This is a genomic window from Streptomyces diastatochromogenes, from assembly GCF_002242805.1.
Taxonomy (GTDB): domain Bacteria; phylum Actinomycetota; class Actinomycetes; order Streptomycetales; family Streptomycetaceae; genus Streptomyces; species Streptomyces diastatochromogenes.
This window is the reverse complement of the sequence record NZ_MCGQ01000011.1, coordinates 1-16,219: the sequence shown is the minus strand read 5'-3', so window position 1 is coordinate 16,219 and position 16,219 is coordinate 1. Positions and strand designations below refer to the sequence as shown.

12 protein-coding genes are annotated in these 16,219 nt (G+C 72.9%); 7 read left to right on the top strand and 5 right to left on the bottom strand.

All coding sequences use genetic code 11. The features are described from left to right. The first annotated feature begins 40 nt into the window (after positions 1-40). Positions 41-1,447: a peptidoglycan recognition protein family protein gene (locus tag BEK98_RS12510; RefSeq protein ID WP_094216548.1), complete on the top strand. Its 1,407-nt coding sequence runs from the start codon at positions 41-43 to the stop codon at positions 1,445-1,447. A gap of 166 nt (positions 1,448-1,613) precedes the next feature. Then, positions 1,614-2,696 (top strand): mannose-1-phosphate guanylyltransferase, encoded by a 1,083-nt coding sequence (gene manB / locus BEK98_RS12505; RefSeq protein ID WP_094216547.1) that lies wholly within the window; start codon positions 1,614-1,616, stop codon positions 2,694-2,696. Between the two features lie 198 nt (positions 2,697-2,894). Here manB and BEK98_RS12500 read toward each other — a convergent pair whose 3' ends face one another. The 4 genes from BEK98_RS12500 to BEK98_RS12485 form a co-directional block, all read right to left on the bottom strand. Continuing rightward, positions 2,895-3,908, bottom strand: coding sequence for a DNA-3-methyladenine glycosylase family protein (locus BEK98_RS12500; RefSeq protein WP_208643091.1), 1,014 nt, complete (start codon positions 3,906-3,908; stop codon positions 2,895-2,897). An 80-nt stretch (positions 3,909-3,988) separates the two neighbouring features. Beyond that, the gene (locus tag BEK98_RS12495) at positions 3,989-5,296 is read right to left on the bottom strand and encodes a coenzyme F420-0:L-glutamate ligase (RefSeq protein ID WP_094216546.1); all 1,308 of its coding nucleotides are present in this window, start codon (positions 5,294-5,296) and stop codon (positions 3,989-3,991) included. Then, positions 5,293-6,252, bottom strand: a complete 960-nt coding sequence (gene cofD, locus BEK98_RS12490) for a 2-phospho-L-lactate transferase (protein WP_094216545.1) — start codon at positions 6,250-6,252, stop codon at positions 5,293-5,295. The genes BEK98_RS12495 and cofD overlap by 4 nt, the downstream gene beginning before the upstream one ends. Before the next feature lie 138 nt (positions 6,253-6,390). Further along, positions 6,391-6,897 (bottom strand): cysteine dioxygenase, encoded by a 507-nt coding sequence (locus tag BEK98_RS12485; protein ID WP_094216544.1) that lies wholly within the window; start codon positions 6,895-6,897, stop codon positions 6,391-6,393. Positions 6,898-7,531: 634 nt separating this feature from the next. On the opposite strand from BEK98_RS12485, the gene BEK98_RS12470 reads away from it, so the two are divergent. The 3 genes from BEK98_RS12470 to BEK98_RS12460 all read left to right on the top strand — a co-directional run bounded on the left by BEK98_RS12470 (position 7,532) and on the right by BEK98_RS12460 (position 13,096). Beyond that, positions 7,532-7,795 carry a WhiB family transcriptional regulator gene (locus BEK98_RS12470; protein ID WP_003975777.1) on the top strand — a complete coding sequence of 88 codons (264 nt, stop codon included), beginning with the start codon at positions 7,532-7,534 and terminating at the stop codon, positions 7,793-7,795. Positions 7,796-7,967: 172 nt separating this feature from the next. Continuing rightward, positions 7,968-11,591: a glycosyltransferase family 2 protein gene (locus tag BEK98_RS12465; protein ID WP_094216542.1), complete on the top strand. Its 3,624-nt coding sequence runs from the start codon at positions 7,968-7,970 to the stop codon at positions 11,589-11,591. Further along, a complete protein-coding gene (locus BEK98_RS12460) occupies positions 11,588-13,096 on the top strand; it encodes a DUF5719 family protein (protein WP_094216541.1) in 1,509 nt (502 codons plus the stop codon). Before BEK98_RS12465 ends, BEK98_RS12460 begins: the two co-directional genes overlap by 4 nt. Before the next feature lie 169 nt (positions 13,097-13,265). On the opposite strand, the gene BEK98_RS12455 is transcribed toward BEK98_RS12460, so the two are convergent. Beyond that, entirely contained in the window at positions 13,266-13,649 is a 384-nt protein-coding gene (locus tag BEK98_RS12455) for a metallopeptidase family protein (RefSeq protein ID WP_094216540.1), read from the bottom strand. 373 nt (positions 13,650-14,022) lie between these two features. On the opposite strand from BEK98_RS12455, the gene BEK98_RS12450 reads away from it, so the two are divergent. Continuing rightward, positions 14,023-14,448 (top strand): DUF3499 domain-containing protein, encoded by a 426-nt coding sequence (locus BEK98_RS12450; protein WP_094216539.1) that lies wholly within the window; start codon positions 14,023-14,025, stop codon positions 14,446-14,448. 162 nt (positions 14,449-14,610) lie between these two features. Beyond that, positions 14,611-15,975 carry a phosphomannomutase/phosphoglucomutase gene (locus BEK98_RS12445; RefSeq protein ID WP_094216538.1) on the top strand — a complete coding sequence of 455 codons (1,365 nt, stop codon included), beginning with the start codon at positions 14,611-14,613 and terminating at the stop codon, positions 15,973-15,975. Positions 15,976-16,219: the final 244 nt, after the last annotated feature.

The following is a 16,219-nucleotide window of genomic DNA, read 5'->3' as shown; positions in this document are numbered from 1 at the left end:
GACGGCCCGTCAGTTCCCCGATGGACAGATTTATATTGCTATGTCCAGGATCATGGGCATGCGTGGTTTCCTCACTTCCTCCATCGGCGCACCCTCGATCGGCGTCACGTGCGCGGCCGCCCTCGCGCTCCCGCTGACCCTGCCCGCGACCGCCGCGCCCGCACGAGCGGAGCGGACGGCCGCCACGGGCCGGGTGGCCGAGGCCGAGGTCCCGGGCCGCACCCAGTCGCTGCCGCTCGTTCCCCGCTCCCGCTCCCGCGTTGCCGGCGCGGCCCCGGAGCAGGGCCTGTACCGCGCCGGAGTACGGCACTTCTCGCTGGTCGGTGTGGTCTGGGACGACCCGGACACCGAGCTGCACGGCCGGGCCCAGGTGCGTACCCGGTCCGCCGCGTCGGGAGCGTGGACCGGCTGGCAGGACATCGAGACGCACAACGGGGAACACGGCGCCGACCCGGGCACGGCGGAACGCTCCTCGGGCCGGGTGCGCGGGGCCACCGCACCGCTGTGGGTCGGCGACTCGGACGGCGTGGACGTACGGGTGCGCGCGGACGCCGAGCCCGCCCCGGCGGCCGGGGCCCGGGGCGGCCCCACCGACGGCCCGGACGCGACCCTGCCGTCCGGGCTGCGCCTGGCACTCGTGGACCCCGGGGACGAGGCACCACCCCAGGGCCCGCCGGCGGACGCCCCACGCAGCGGCACCCGGACCGACGCGGCCGTCGCCGCCTACGCGGCCAACACCGACCTCGTGCCCTACGGCGCCCCGGACATCCCCGAGCTGGGCCGGTGGGCCACCGAGCGGGAACTGAGCCGCCTGAACGGGGGAGTTCCGCGCGCGAAGCCGTACATCGGGCCGCGCCCGCCGATCGTGACCCGGCGCGGCTGGGGCGCGGACGAGTCACTGCGCGAGCCCGGGTTCCACTACACGAACACGGTCAAGGCGGCCTTCGTGCACCACACGGCCTCGGGCAACAAGTACACCTGCTCCCAGGCCTCCTCCGTCATCCGCAGTATCTACCGCTACCACGTCAAGAGCATGGGCTGGCGGGACATCGGCTACAACTTCCTCGTCGACAGGTGCGGAACCATCTACGAGGGCCGGGCCGGGGGTGTGGCGAAGGCGGTCATGGGCGCCCACACCCTCGGGTTCAACACCAACACCATGGGCATCGCCGTGATCGGCACCTACGGCACCACCAAGCCGCCCGCCGCCGCGGTGACGGCGGTCGCCCGGCTCACCGCGTGGAAGCTCGGGCTCTTCGGTGCCAATCCGAGCGGAAAGACATATCTGACGTCGGGCGGTGGCAATCTCTACCCAAAGGGGAAGAACGTACGACTGAACGTGATCTCCGGCCATCGGGACGGATACGCCACCGAGTGTCCGGGCAAGCAGCTCTACGCCAAGCTCGGCACGGCCCGTTCCAGCGCGGCGCGGTATCAGGGGCGCTGAGAGCCGGAGGGTGCGCGTTCACCGCCGTCGGGGGACGGTTGGGGGAAACCGGACGCCGATCTCGCGGGACACCGCGCGGCCGACGAGGGCACCGTCGCACGGTCTGCATACACTGGCCGGCCGAAACGGTAGTTCGGCCGGTCCCGGCAGGAAGCAGAGACGACAGGTGACAGAAGCGATCCTCCTGGTCGGCGGCAAAGGCACCCGGCTGCGTCCGCTCACGGTGCACACGCCGAAGCCCATGGTCCCGGCGGCCGGGGTGCCGTTCCTCACGCACCAGCTGGCGCGCGCGAGAGCGGCGGGCGTGGACCACATCGTGCTCGCGACGAGCTATCTCGCCGAGGTCTTCGAGCCCCACTTCGGCGACGGCGCCTCCCTCGGGCTGCACATCGAGTACGTCACCGAGGAGGAGCCCCTCGGCACGGGCGGCGCCATCCGCAACGTGGCCTCGCGTCTGCACTCCGGCCCCGACGACCCGGTACTGATCTTCAACGGCGACATCCTGACCGGCCTGGACATCAGGCGGCTCGTGCACACCCACGAGTCGTCGGGCGCGGACGTCTCCCTGCACCTCACCAAGGTGACCGACCCGCGCGCGTACGGCCTGGTCCCCACCGACGACACCGGCCGCGTCCTCGCCTTCCTGGAGAAGCCGCAGACACCGGAGGAGATCGTCACCGACCAGATCAACGCGGGGGCGTACGTCTTCCGCCGCTCGGTCATCGACACGATCCCGGCGGGCCGGCCGGTCTCGGTGGAACGTGAGACGTTCCCGGACCTCCTCTCCGCCGGTGCCCACCTCCAGGGCATGGTCGACTCGACGTACTGGCTGGACCTCGGCACCCCCGCGGCCTTCGTCCGCGGCTCCGCGGACCTCGTCCTCGGTCGCGCCCCTTCCCCCGCCGTCCCCGGCCGCTGCGGCGACCGCCTGATCCTCCCCACGGCCACGGTCGCCCCGGACGCGAAGCTGACCGGCGGCACGGTGGTCGGCGAGGGCGCGTTCGTGGCCAAGGGCGCGCGGGTCTCCGGCTCGACGATCCTCCCCGGCGCCGTCATCGAACCCGGCGCCGTCATCACCGACTCCCTCATCGGCACCCGAGCCCGAGTGGGCGAACGCTCCATCCTCACCGGCACGGTCATCGGCGACGGCGCGGTGGTCGGCCCCGACAACGAACTCCGCGAAGGCGTACGCGTGTGGTGCGACGCCCGCATCCCGGGGGGAGCACTCCGCTTCTCTTCGGACCAGTAAGGGCTGTCATTCGGCTGGGGGTGTGTGGGGGCTGATCGCACAGTTCCCCGCGCCGCCCCATCGGGGCGCTCGTACCGCCGTAGCTGCGGGCAGTCGTGCCGCTGGGGCGGCACGGGTGGGCGCAGCGGCACCCCGCCGGCGCGGGTAAACGAAGCCCACCCCCGGCCGGCCGCAGCACCGGGCACCGAAGCAACGCCCTTACAGCAACCCGATGTCCACCCGAGGCATCTTCGGCGCCCTCCGCCCAGGCACCTGCCCGCTCAGCAGAATCAACCGAGCCGCCCGATGCCGCTGCCCCGCATACGGCTCAAGCAAGCGCAGCATCTCCGCATCGTCGGCATCCCGATCCCCCGCCAACGCCCACCCCACGATCCCCGGCAGATGCAGATCCCCGACCGTCACCGCATCCGCCGCCCCATGACTCCGCTGCACAACCTCCGCCGACGTCCACGGCCCGACCCCCGGCACGACCTCCAACCGCGCCTGAGCCTCACCCGCCGCCATCCCCACCGCCTGCTCCAGCCGCGCAGCAACCCGCACGGCCCGCAGAATCGTCGAGGCCCGCTTGTCGTCGACCCCGGCCCGATGCCACTCCCAGGAGGGGATCAGCGCCCAGGTCCGAGGCGCGGGCATCACCCACATCGGCCGTTCGCTCGCCCCCGCGGGTCCAGGCGCCCGCTCCCCGAACCTCCGCACCAGCAACCGCCACGCCCGATACGCCTCATCGGTCGTGACCTTCTGCTCCAGCACCGACGGGATCAACGACTCCAGCACCAGCCCGGTCCGCGTCAGCCGCAGCCCCGGCCGCCGATGCCGCGCCAGCGCCACCACCCGGTGCCGCGGCACGAACGCGTCCGGATCATCGGCGGCACCGAGCAGCTCCGGCAGCTGCTCCAGCAGCCACTCCGCACCCGGCCCCCACGCCTCCGCGCGCACCTCACCGCCGTGGACGTACACCCGCAGCGTCCCCGGCCCGGCGGGCGTCCGGCAGGCCCGCCACACGGACCCGTCCCGCGTCGCCCGGAACGTCGGATCGGCCGGCCCGCGCCGCAGCGGCCCCAGCACCAGCCCGAGATCGAGCGGCCCGTCCGGCACCCAGCTCCGCACCCGCGCCGCAGCCCCCGCACCCTGCCGGGGCACCCCCGCGGGCACGGCGACCTCCCCACCGCGCACGGTCGTACGCGTGGGCCGCGGAGCGAATCGTCCTGCCACGAATGAGTCCTAGGGGTGCCGGTGCTGCGAAGACCGCTGTCCTACGAGACTAGGTGAGACCCGACGGTCGTACGGGACTCTCACCGCACCTCGATGAACGCCCCCGCATCCCGCTCGGGCCGCGGTCTCGGCTCCTCCGCCGGATCCCCGATCGCCACCGCCCCCATCGGATCCCAGTCCGCCGGCAGCCCCAGCACCTCGCGCACCACGTCCCGGCAGAACATCGTCGAGGACACCCACGCCGACCCCAGCCGCTCCCCGGCCAGCGCGACCAGGAAGTTCTGCACGCCCGCGCCGGCCGCGACCACGAACATCTCCCGCTCGGCGGCGTCCCGCCGCGGGTCGCCGTAGGTGTGCGAGCCGTCCATGACGAGGCAGGGCACGGCCAGATACGGCGCGTGCCGCAGCACGTCCCCGCGCCGGACCCGCTGGGCGATGGACTCCTCGCTCTTGCCGTCCCGGCGCAGATCCGCGATCCAGGCGTCACGCATGGCGTCGAGCAGCCGTACCCGCGACTCCTCCGACTCCAGCAGCACGAACCGCCAGGGGGTGGTGTGGTGCGGGGCGGGCGCGGTCACCGCCGCGGCCACCGCGCGCCGGACCGCGCCCGGGTCCACGGGCGCATCGGTGAAGGCCCGTACGGTACGGCGCTGGGTCACCGCCTCCCGCACGGCCTCGGACGTGCCGAGCCGGAACATGTCGTCCCGCCCGGTACGCACCAGTGCCCGCGCCCCCTCACCGTGCTCGTCGGCCACGGCATGGGCCAGCCCGCGCACCACGGCGACCGGCAGTCCCGCCGCCTTGCCCTTGACCAGGTCACCGGCGGCGGCCAGTTCGTCCGCGGTGGCGACGACGGTGGCGCTGAGCGGATTGCCGTACGCGTCCGTGCCCCCGCGCAGATCGTCCAGCACCCGCACTCCGGCGGCGCCGATCGCCACGTCCGTGAGCCCCGAGCGCCAGGGCCGCCCGAAGGTGTCGGTGATGACGATCCCGACATCGACGCCGAGGGTGTCACGCAGCCCGTCACGGATCGCGCGCGCGGAGGCGTCCGGATCCTCGGGCAGCAACAGCACGGTCCCGGAAGGGGTGTTGGAGGCGTCGACCCCGGCGGCGGCCATGACCAGGCCCTGCCGGTTCTCGACGATGCGCAGCGTGCCGCGCCGGGCCACCACCCGCACGGTCTCGGAGTCGATCGCGGCCTCCCGGTCGGCCGCCTCCACGATCCGCCCCTCGGCCTTGGACACGATCTTGGAGGTGACGAGCAGCACGTCCCCGTCGACCAGGCCGGGCTCGGTCGCGGCGATCAGCTTGGCCAGATCGTCGCCCTGCCGCACCTCGGGGATGCCGGGCAGGGCCCAGACCCGGTACCCCGCGCGCTCCTCGCTCACGCTCCCCGCACCTCCTCGGCGAGCGCCAGCGCCTCCCGCGCCATCTGCGCGGTCGCGTCCAGGTCGGTCATCATCAGCGGTACGGCCCGGCAGCGGATCCCGTCCGCCTCCACCCGCTCGACCACGCCCGCGTCGACGGTGTCGACCAGCCAGCCGTCCAGCAGCCCGGAGCCGTAGTGCTCGGCGACGGCCGCGGCCGTGGACTCCACGCCGACCGCGGCGAGCACCTTGTCGGCCATGCCGCGCACGGGCGCGTCCCCGACGATGGGGGAGAGGCCCACCACCGGCACGCCCGCGTCCGCGATCGCCTCCCGGATGCCGGGCACGGCGAGGATCGTGCCGATGGACACGATCGGGTTGGACGGCGGGAAGAGGATGACGTCCGCCTCGGCGATGGCCTCCAGGACACCGGGCGCGGGCTTGGCCTGCTCCGCGCCGACCGGCACGACCGCCACGGCCGGGACCGAGGCGCGCAGCCGCACCCAGTACTCCTGGAAATGGATCACCTTGCGCTCGCCGTCCGCCTCGACCGCCACGTGCGTCTCCACGCGGTCGTCGGTCATCGGGATCAGCGTCACGCCCGGCTTCCAGCGGTCGCACAGCGCCTCGGTGACCGCGCTCAGCGGATAGCCGGCGCCCAGCATCTGGGTCCGGACGATGTGCGTGGCGAAATCCCGGTCGCCGAGCCCGAACCACTCCGGGCCGACGCCGTAGGCCGCCAGCTCCTCCTTGAGGTGGAAGGTCTCGTCGGTCCGCCCCCAGCCCTGCTCCTCGTTGATGCCGCCGCCCAGCGTGTACATCACCGTGTCGAGGTCCGGGCAGACCTTCAGCCCGAAGAGGTGGATGTCGTCGCCGGTGTTACCGATCACCGTGATGTCCGCGTCCGGCACGGCCCGCTTCAGACCGCGCAGGAAACGAGCACCGCCGATGCCGCCTGCCAGAACCACAATGCGCATGGGGCCAAGTCTGGCAGGCGGGTACGACAACGCGTCAGGTGGTCAATCGGCCAGGCGATCATTCGGCCAGGAGATCAACCGGTCGGGCGGTCGAGCGGTGCGTCGGTCGAGCGGTGCGTCGGTCGAGCGGTGCGTCGGTCAGGCGGTCACCGGGCGCGGCTCGGTGCGCGCCTCGCAGTGCTGGGCCGTGTGCATCGGCATCTCGGTCAGGCCCGGGTAGTAGACGTGCAGGCTCACCGCCGGCTCCAGCGCGTCGTTCACCACCTCGTGCACGTACCCCGGCGCGAACACCCGCTGCGCGCCGGGCGCGAGCGCGCGCGTGGCGCGCTCGGTCCGCTCGGTCAGCGTGCCCTCCAGAACGGTGAGGACACCGGAGGAGCGGCCGTGGTCGTGCAGCCCGCTGCCCTGCCCGGGCACCCAGGACAGCAGCCACACCTCGTAGCCGGGGCCGGTGCGCAGCCGGTGGTACCAGCGGGTGGTGGGGTCGTAGCGGACGAGGTGCGCCCACTGGGAGCGGTCGTCGGCGATGGCGCGGGCGAGGCCCACGAACTCGGCGACGGTGGCCGGGTGCTCGCGCGGCGGCTGGAGCAGGTGCGGGACTTCGAGGATGTCGCCGGCGATCTGGAGGTCGTTGTCGCTGTTCATCGGGATGCTGTGGTCCTCGGCGGAAGAGCGGAAGAGTGGGGGTGCCCTGAACTGGGGGTTCTGCAAAGGAGAAAGCGGCCGGGTCAGAGGACTCGGCGACAGCCGGAGCGCGTCGGCTCAACAGCTGGGACAGCAACAACAGCTACAGCGGACCTGGGCAGCACCGAAGGACCCGGCGGTGCGGGTCGAGGTGAGTGCCAAGTTCGCGAGCATGCCCACTAGGACATCGGTTCACACCGACACTGTCAACTCGGTGCCCGTTATGTGGGACATGTTTCACCTCATCCGGTTCATCTGTCAGGTGAAAGGTTTGTTCACTCGGCCCCGAGGACACATGGCGCACATCCGAGCGCTCAAACCTCGCGGAACGCGATCGAACGCGGGGGCGTCTTCCTTCGTACAGAGGTCCGTACGGGGTGCGCCGCCCCTCTGGGCCTCGTCTGCGTGTCGAGGTTTATGGCGATTTGAACACTTTCCGCTCGGCCTTGGTTCCGCAGAGTGAATAACGGGCCCAATAGCAGATCTCGGCTTGACTCGCCCGGAGCAGCACACTTGTAATTTCACTCGTGTCGTTCAGCCGAAATCGGTAACGGCTACTACACACGGGGACGCGAAAGACAGACGAGGGGCGCACATGACCGAGCTGGTGCAGCAACTGCTGGTCGACGACGCGGACGAGGAACTCGGCTGGCAGGAGCGCGCGCTGTGCGCCCAGACCGACCCCGAGTCCTTCTTCCCCGAGAAGGGCGGCTCCACCAGAGAGGCGAAGAAGGTCTGCCTCGCCTGCGAGGTGCGCTCCGAATGCCTCGAGTACGCCCTCGCCAACGACGAGCGCTTCGGTATCTGGGGCGGCCTGTCCGAGCGGGAGCGCCGCCGGCTGAAGAAGGCCGCCGTCTGAACACACCTACACACACAAACCGTACGAACGGCCCGTCGCCGGTGGGTTATCCACAGGCGGCGGGCCGTCGTCATGGCCAGCCGATAGTGTGGTCGCTCGTCCGAGACGCCCCGCCGCCCCCCGTGGGCACAGGCGTCCACCGCAGTCCATCCGAACCGGGGCCCGTACCTCGATGTCCGTGCACAGCCAAACGGCAGCCCAAGATCAGGCTGTCCTTCCTGAGTTCCCGCGTCATGTGGTGACCGCGGTCCTCGTCTCCCACGACGGCGCCCGCTGGCTGCCCGACGCGCTCGCCGGGCTGCTCGGCCAGGAACGCCCCGTCCAGTACGCGGTGGCGGCCGACACCGGCAGCGCGGACGACTCCGCCCAGCTGGTCACCGAGGCCCTCGGCGACGACCGTGTGCTGCACCTCGCCCGGCGCACCGGCTTCGGCCAGGCCGTCGAGGAGGCGAGCCGCACCGCGCCCCTCCTCACCCCGGACGAGCTGCCGTACCTCAAGCGCCCCAGCGGCTGGGACCCGGTCACCCGCTCCTGGCGCGACGACGCCTACGACCTGCCCGAACTGCCGCACGGCGAGCCCGTCCAGTGGCTGTGGCTGCTGCACGACGACTGCGCTCCCGAACCCGACGCCCTCGCCCAGCTGCTCCGCGTCGTCGAGAACGAACTCGAACTGGGCCGCGACGACGTGGCGATCGTCGGCCCCAAGCTGCGCGGCTGGTACGACCGCAGGCAACTGCTGGAGGTCGGCGTCTCCATCGCCAACTCCGGCCGCCGCTGGACCGGCCTGGACCGCCGCGAACAGGACCAGGGCCAGCACGACCACGTCCGCACCGTGCTGTCCGTCTCCACCGCCGGCATGCTCATCCGCCGCGACGTCTTCGAGCAGCTCGGCGGATTCGACCGCCGGCTGCCCCTGATGCGCGACGACGTCGACCTGTGCTGGCGCGCCCACAGCGCCGGCCACCGCGTCCTCGTCGCCCCCGAAGCGGTCGTACGGCACGCCGAGGCGTCCTCCCGCGAGCGCCGCACCGTCGACTGTGTGGGCCGCACCGCCGCCTCCCCGCACAAGGTCGACAAGGCCGGCGCCGTCTACACCCTCCTCGTCAACACCCGGGCCGCCGTGCTGCCCTGGGTGCTGCTGCGGCTCGTTTTCGGCACCCTCCTGAGGACCGTCGCCTATCTCGTCGGCAAGGTCCCGGGGCAGGCGGTCGACGAGATCCGCGGCCTGCTCGGCACCCTGCTGCGGCCCGAGCGGATCCTCGCCGGACGGCGCCGCCGCGGGACCTCGCAGATCGACAAGGGCGAACTGCGTCAGCTCTTCCCGCCGCCCGGCGCCACCGTCCGCGCCACCGTGGAGCAGTTCGCCGGAAACTTCTCCGGCGGCTCCGACAGCGAGACCTCCTCGGCCGGCCGGCACGGCGGCGCCGTGGAGTCGGGGCCCGGCGGCGACGACGCCGAGTTCCTGGAGATCGAGCAGTTCGCCCGCCTCAAGCGGATCGCCCGCAAGCCCGGCCCGGTGCTCTTCCTGGCCCTCCTCCTCGTCTCCCTCGTCGCCTGCCGCGCCCTGCTCGGCGGCGGCGCGCTCGCGGGCGGCGCCCTGCTGCCCGCCCCGGCCGGCGCCGGCGACCTCTGGTCCCGCTTCGCCGACGCCTGGCACCCGGTCGGCGCCGGCGGCACCCCAGCCGCACCGCCCTACCTCGCCGTCGTCGCGACGCTCGCCTCGATCCTGTTCGGCTCCACCGGGCTCGCGGTCACCGTCCTGCTGGTCTGCTCGGTGCCGCTGGCCGGCTGCACCGCCTACTTCGCCTCGCGGCCCCTCGTCACCTCCCGCCTGCTGCGTGCCTGGGCGGCCATCGCCTACGCCTTCCTGCCCGCCGCCACCGGCGCCCTGGCCGGCGGCCGCATCGGCACCGCCGTCCTCGCCGTGCTGCTGCCGCTCATCGCGCGCGCGGGGATCGCCGCGAGCGGCCTCACCCATGCCTCCGGCGCGCGCGGCAGTTGGCGCGCCACCTGGGCGTACGCGCTGCTGCTGACCCTCACCACCGCGTTCACGCCGATCGTCTGGCCCATCGCCCTGATCCTCGGCCTCGGCGTGCTGGTCCTGCGCCGCGGCGACCTCGTCGCCCACGGCCTGCGCTTCCTCGCCCAGCTCGGCACCCCCCTGCTGGTCCTCGCCCCCTGGTCGCTGACCCTGCTCCCGACCGGCTTCTTCAAGGAGGCGGGCCTGGCGTACGGCGCCTCGGCCGCCTCCGCGCTCGACCTGCTCGGCGCCAGCCCGGGCGGCCCCGGCACCGTCCACGGTCTGATGCTCATCGGCATCGTCCTCGCCGCCCTGGCCGCACTCCTGCGTTCCGAACGCCAGTTGGGCATCCGCACCGCCTGGGCGATCGCCCTGGTGGGCCTCGTCTTCGCCGTCCTGTCCAACCACTCCACCTGGGCCGGACCGGCCACCCTCGTCTACGGCATCGCCCTGCTGGCCGCCGCCGCGCTCGGCGCCGACGGGGCACGCGCGCGCGTGGCCGAGCAGAGCTTCGGCTGGCGCCAGCCGGTCGCCGCCCTCATCGCCTTCGCCTCGGCCGCCGGTCCGCTGCTGGTCGCCGCCGGCTGGATGATCCGCGGCGCCGACGGCCCGCTGGAGCGCCGCGACCCGGTGCAGGTCCCCGCGTTCGTCGCCGAGGACGCCACCACCTCCGACCAGGCCCGCACGCTGATCCTCGACAGCGACTCCACCGCGCGCGTGCGCTACACCCTCGTCCGCGGCTCCGGCGCCCGCATGGGAGACGCCGAACTCGCCGCCGCCGACGGTGAGAACGCGGGGCTCGACAAGGTCGTCGCCAACCTCGTCGCCGGCTCCGGCGCCGACCAGGCCGGCCAGCTCGGTGGCTTCGCGGTCCGCTACGTCCTCGTCCACAAGGGCGCACCCCGCGACGTCACCCGCGTCCTGGACGCCACGCACGGCCTGAGCAGGCTCAGCCAGCAGAACGGCAGCGCCCTGTGGCGGGTCGACCAGCAGGTCTCCCGCGCCACGATCGTGCCCGCGGGCGGGTCCGGCACGGCCCAGTCCGTCGCCGCCGGGCCGGTGGAGGTCCACACCACCGTCCCGTCGGGCTCGGGCAGCCGCGTCCTGCGCCTGGCCGACGCCGCCTCCGACGGCTGGACGGCCACCCTGGACGGCAAGCCGCTCACCCGTACCACGGTCGACGGCTGGGCCCAGGGCTTCCAGCTGCCCTCCACCGGCGGCAGGCTCGACGTCACCTACGACGCCCCGATCACCCACACCGCCTGGCTGTGGGCCCAGGGCGCGCTCGCCGTCGTCCTCGTCGTCCTCGCCCTGCCCGGCCGCCGCCGCGACATGGACGACGACCTCCCCGAGGAGCAGCCGCTGCCCGCCCAGGCCACCGCGGGGGAGGGCCGCCGCGCCCGTCGCCTGCGCGCCCAGGCCGAGGAGGCGGCCGACCAGGAACAGCCCGCGGTGCCTCCGCTCCCGCAGGAGGCCCCGGCCGCCGTCCCGCACCAGCAGCAGTACGCCGACTGGGACGCCACGTCCTACCAGGGCGCCGAGTACCCCGGCTACGGCGCCGACCAGTACCAGGGCGCAGGCCAGTACCCGGCCGGCGGCTACGACCAGCAGGCGTACCAGCCCGACCCCTACCAGAACGGCCAGTACGACCCCTACGCCTACGGCGGTACGGACGGGCAGATGCCGTACGACCCGACGGCGTACCAGCAGGGCTACGACCAGGCCCAGCACCCCTACGGCACCGGCAGTGAGCACCCCGACGGGAGCCAGCAGTGAACCGCACGACCCTGTCCCTGATCGTCGGCACCACCGCACTGGCCGCCGTCACCGCCTTCGCCGCGCTCGACACACCGTCCGCGTCCGGCGCGGGCACCGCCAAGGCGGCCGCCGAGCTGCCCGTGGAGCGCGCCAGCCTGCTGTGCCCCGCGCCCAGCATCTCCGACATCGCCGACACGTCGTACACGTCGTTCACGCCCGTCACCAAGGGCGTGGCGAGCGGCGGCAAGGCCGAACTCCAGGCGGCCGCCGAGCAGTCGGCGGACGGCACGAGCGACAGCAAGACCGGCAAGGACACCAAGAAGAAGGCCGACAAGCCGGTCCTCACCCCGAAGGAACCCGGCACCCCGGTCACCGGTGACACCTCCGGCGCCGAGGCGCCCGCCCTGGTCGGCACCGCCGACGGGAAGTTCGCGCCGGGCTGGACCGTCCAGGAGACCACCGAGGTCGCCGCGGGCACCGGGCGCGGCCTCCAGGGCGTCAACTGCACCGCCCCGGACACCGAGTTCTGGTTCCCGGGCGCCAGCACGTCCGCCGACCGCACCGACTACGTGCACCTCACCAACCCGGACGACTCCGCCGCCGTCGTCGACATCGAGCTGTACGGCAAGGACGGCGCGATCAAGTCCACGGTGCCGGACGGCTTCACGGTCCCGCCGCACTCGAGCAAGCCCATCCTCCTGTCCACCCTCACCGCCGAGCGGCAGACCGACCTGACCGTGCACGTCAACGTGCGCAGCGGGCGGGTCGGCGCGGCGGTGCAGGCCCTGGACGACAAGGTGGGCGGCGACTGGCTGGCCGCGGCCGCCGACCCGGCCGGCAGCCTGGTCCTGCCCGGCATCCCGAAGGACGCCACCGACGTCCGCCTGATCGCCTTCACGCCCGGCGACGCCGACGCGGACCTGAAGGTCCGTCTGGCCTCGCCCGACGGCCAGATCACCCCGGCCGGGAACGAGACGCTGCACGTCAAGTCCGGCATGACGACCGCGGCCGACCTCGGCGACGTCACCCGCGGCGAGGCGGGCTCCCTGGTCCTGACGCCCACGGACCAGTCGGTCCCGGTCGTGGCGGCACTGCGCGTGATCCGCGGCAAGGGATCCAAGCAGGAAACGGCGTTCATCCCCGCCACGGCCCCCGTCGGCACGCGCGCGACCTCCGCGGACAACAGCGGCAAGTCCACGACCCTCTCCCTGACCGCCCCCACCGCGACGGTCACGGTCAAGGTCACCGCCTCGGCGGGCAGCGAGGGCGGCACCCCGGCGACGAAGACCTACACGATCAAGTCCGGCACCACCCAGGACATTTCACCCCCCATCCCGTCAGGCCTGAAGGGCACCTACGCCCTCACCCTGGAACCCACCTCCGACGCCCCCCTCTACGCCGCCCGAACCCTCTCCGCCACAGAATCCGGCATCCCGGGCTTCACCATCCAAACCCTCCCAACCGACCGGGGTCTGGTGGCGGTACCGGAGGCGGACGAGGACTTGTCGGTACTGCAGAAGTAGCGGGGGCGGGGCCGGAAGCAACGCAGCTGCGGACAGCCGCTCCGTCCGTAGCTGCGGGCGGTCGTGCCGCTAGGGGCGGCACGGGTGGGCGCAGCGGCACCCCGCAAGCGCGGGCTAGCGGAGCCCACCCCCGCCCAGCCGCAGCACCGGGCAACAGGCCAACCCCGCCCTAGTCCTCCCCGTACCGAGGATCCACAGTCTCCGGAGTCAGCCCCAGCAACTCGGCCACCTGCTCCACAACCACCTCGTGGACCAGCGCAGCCCGCTCATCCCGCCCCTTGGTCCGGATCTCCACCGGCCGCCGGTACACCACGACCCGAGCCCGCCGCCCGTCCCGCGCAGGAATGATCCCGCCCAACGGCACAGCCTCGTCGCTCCACTCCTCGGTACCCCGCCCCTCCAGCCGAGGCACCTCGAGCACCAGGAAGTCGATGTCGGCCAACTGCGGCCACCGCCGCTCAAGGCGCTCCACGGAGTCCTGCACCAGGTCGGCGAAGACCTCGGCCCGGCTGGCCGCCAGCGGCACCTGCGGCGGCGCGATAGGCCCCCTCATGCCCCGCCCGTGACGATCACGTCGACGGGGCCCGGGGCCGGCGGCACGGGGCGGTACACGGTTGTCCATCACTGGTGAAGCCTAGTCCCCGCACGCTCCACCCGCCCGGTACCCACGCGGCAACCCGCCCCTGATCGCACGGCAACCGGCCACGACACCTTATGTCGCAGGATGACCATTCCAGCCAAGGTCTGGCTCGTTTCCATAACCCTCCAAGACCGGCGAACTCAAGGCAATTGACGTTGTTTGTACCGACTCATGACCGGACAGGGCCCCGACCGACACCCCGCGCGGACCCGTCCACGCAGGTCAGCAGGGCGTGTTCGGAGGGGCGTGTGGGGCGTCTCACAGCACGACACGGTGGAGTGACCTGGTGGAGAGTCGTCGCGGCCCGCTCAAGAGTGCGGTACCGTCCAACGTCGTGAGCCCTGTACGTCGCTGTTCGCGCACCGCCTGCGGCCGACCCGCCGTCGCGACGCTGACGTACGTCTACGCCGACTCGACCGCGGTCCTCGGCCCGCTCGCCACCTACGCCGAACCCCACTGCTACGACCTGTGCGCCGAGCACTCCGAGCGCCTCACCGCGCCCCGCGGCTGGGAGGTCGTCCGCCTCCTCGACGGCTCCGCCCCCGCGCGGCCTAGTGGAGACGATCTGGAAGCGCTTGCCAACGCCGTGCGTGAGGCGGCCCGCCCTCAGGAGCGTGCGGCCGAGGCGGGCGGCGGCGGAGGACGCACCGCGGACCCCATGGAGGTCGCCCGCCGCGGCCACCTTCGTGTCCTGCGTTCCCCGGACAACTGACCCCCGCTCACCGGCAGTCGGCCTTCCCACCCCGTCCCACGCCACCCCCGCCCCGCGTTACGACTCGGATGCGCCCGAGGGTCCACTTGGTGTCCGCACACCCGCCCCTTACCCCTGACGGGTAGTTTGTCTGCACCCATAGGACTTTCAGGAGGGTTGGCCGTGGCTGCTGATCTGTCGCAGATCGTGAAGGCGTACGACGTACGCGGAGTGGTTCCGGACCAGTGGGACGAGTCACTGGCCGGCCTCTTCGGCGCCGCCTTCGCCGAGGTGACGGGTGCGGCGGCCATCGTCGTGGGCCACGACATGCGCCCCTCGTCCCCCGCCCTGTCCCGCGCCTTCGCGCGCGGTGCGGCGGACCGCGGCGTGGACGTCACAGAGATCGGCCTGTGCTCCACGGACCAGCTGTACTACGCCTCGGGCGCGCTGAACCTCCCGGGCGCGATGTTCACGGCCTCCCACAACCCGGCGCAGTACAACGGCATCAAGATGTGCCGCGCGGGCGCCGCCCCCGTCGGCCAGGACACGGGCCTCACGCAGATCCGCGAACTGGCCGAGCGCTGGCTGGAGTCGGGCGCCCCGGAGCCGGTCGCCGAGCCGGGAACCCTCACCACGCGCGAGACGTTGGAGGATTACGCGGCGCACCTTCGCTCCCTCGTCGACCTGACCTCCATCCGCCCCCTGAAGGTCGTGGTCGACGCCGGCAACGGCATGGGCGGCCACACGGTCCCCACGGTCTTCGCCGGCCTGCCCCTGACCCTCGTCCCGATGTACTTCGAACTGGACGGCACCTTCCCGAACCACGAGGCCAACCCGCTCGACCCGGCCAACATCGTGGACCTGCAGAAGCGGGTCCCGGCGGAGGGCGCCGACCTGGGCATCGCCTTCGACGGCGACGCCGACCGCTGCTTCGTCGTGGACCAGAACGGCGACCCGGTCTCCCCGTCGGCGATCACCGCGCTGGTCGCCGCCCGCGAGCTGGCCCGCAACGGCGGCAAGGGCACGGTCATCCACAACCTGATCACCTCCCGCACGGTCCCGGAGGTGGTGCGGGAGAACGGCGGCACCCCCGCCCGCACCCGCGTCGGCCACTCCTTCATCAAGGCCGAGATGGCCCGCTCCGGCGCGATCTTCGGCGGCGAGCACTCCGCCCACTACTACTTCAAGGACTTCTGGAACGCCGACACGGGCATGCTGGCCGCCCTGCACGTCCTCGCGGCCCTCGGCGGCCAGGACGGCCCCCTGTCCGGCCTCGTCGCCCAGTACGACCGCTACGCCGGCTCCGGCGAGATCAACTCCACAGTCGCCGACCAGACCGCCCGCCTCGCCGCGATCCGCGCCGCCTACGAGGGCCGCCCCGGCATCACCCTCGACGACCTCGACGGCCTCACGGTCTCCGCCGCCGACTGGTGGTTCAACGTCCGCCCGTCCAACACGGAACCCCTGCTCCGCCTGAACGCGGAGGCGAAGGACGAGCCGACCATGACCAAGATCCGCGACGAGGCCCTGGCCATCATCAGGTCCTGACCCCCGAACCCGACGCCCCCGAGCCGCAACCGGGAATCCACTCCCGAGCGGCCCGGGACCTCGGTTCCGAGTGGCCCGGGGCCTCCTGTTCCCGCCTCGCCCTCCGTCTCGGCCACCCGAGCCGAGCCGCCGGGACCTGGCTCCCGGGCCGACCGAGACTGCCCACCCCCGCCCTCCTTCCCGCCCACCCGAGCCGAGACGCCGGCACCTCGCTCTCGAGCCGCCCGAGACCGCCCACCCCCAC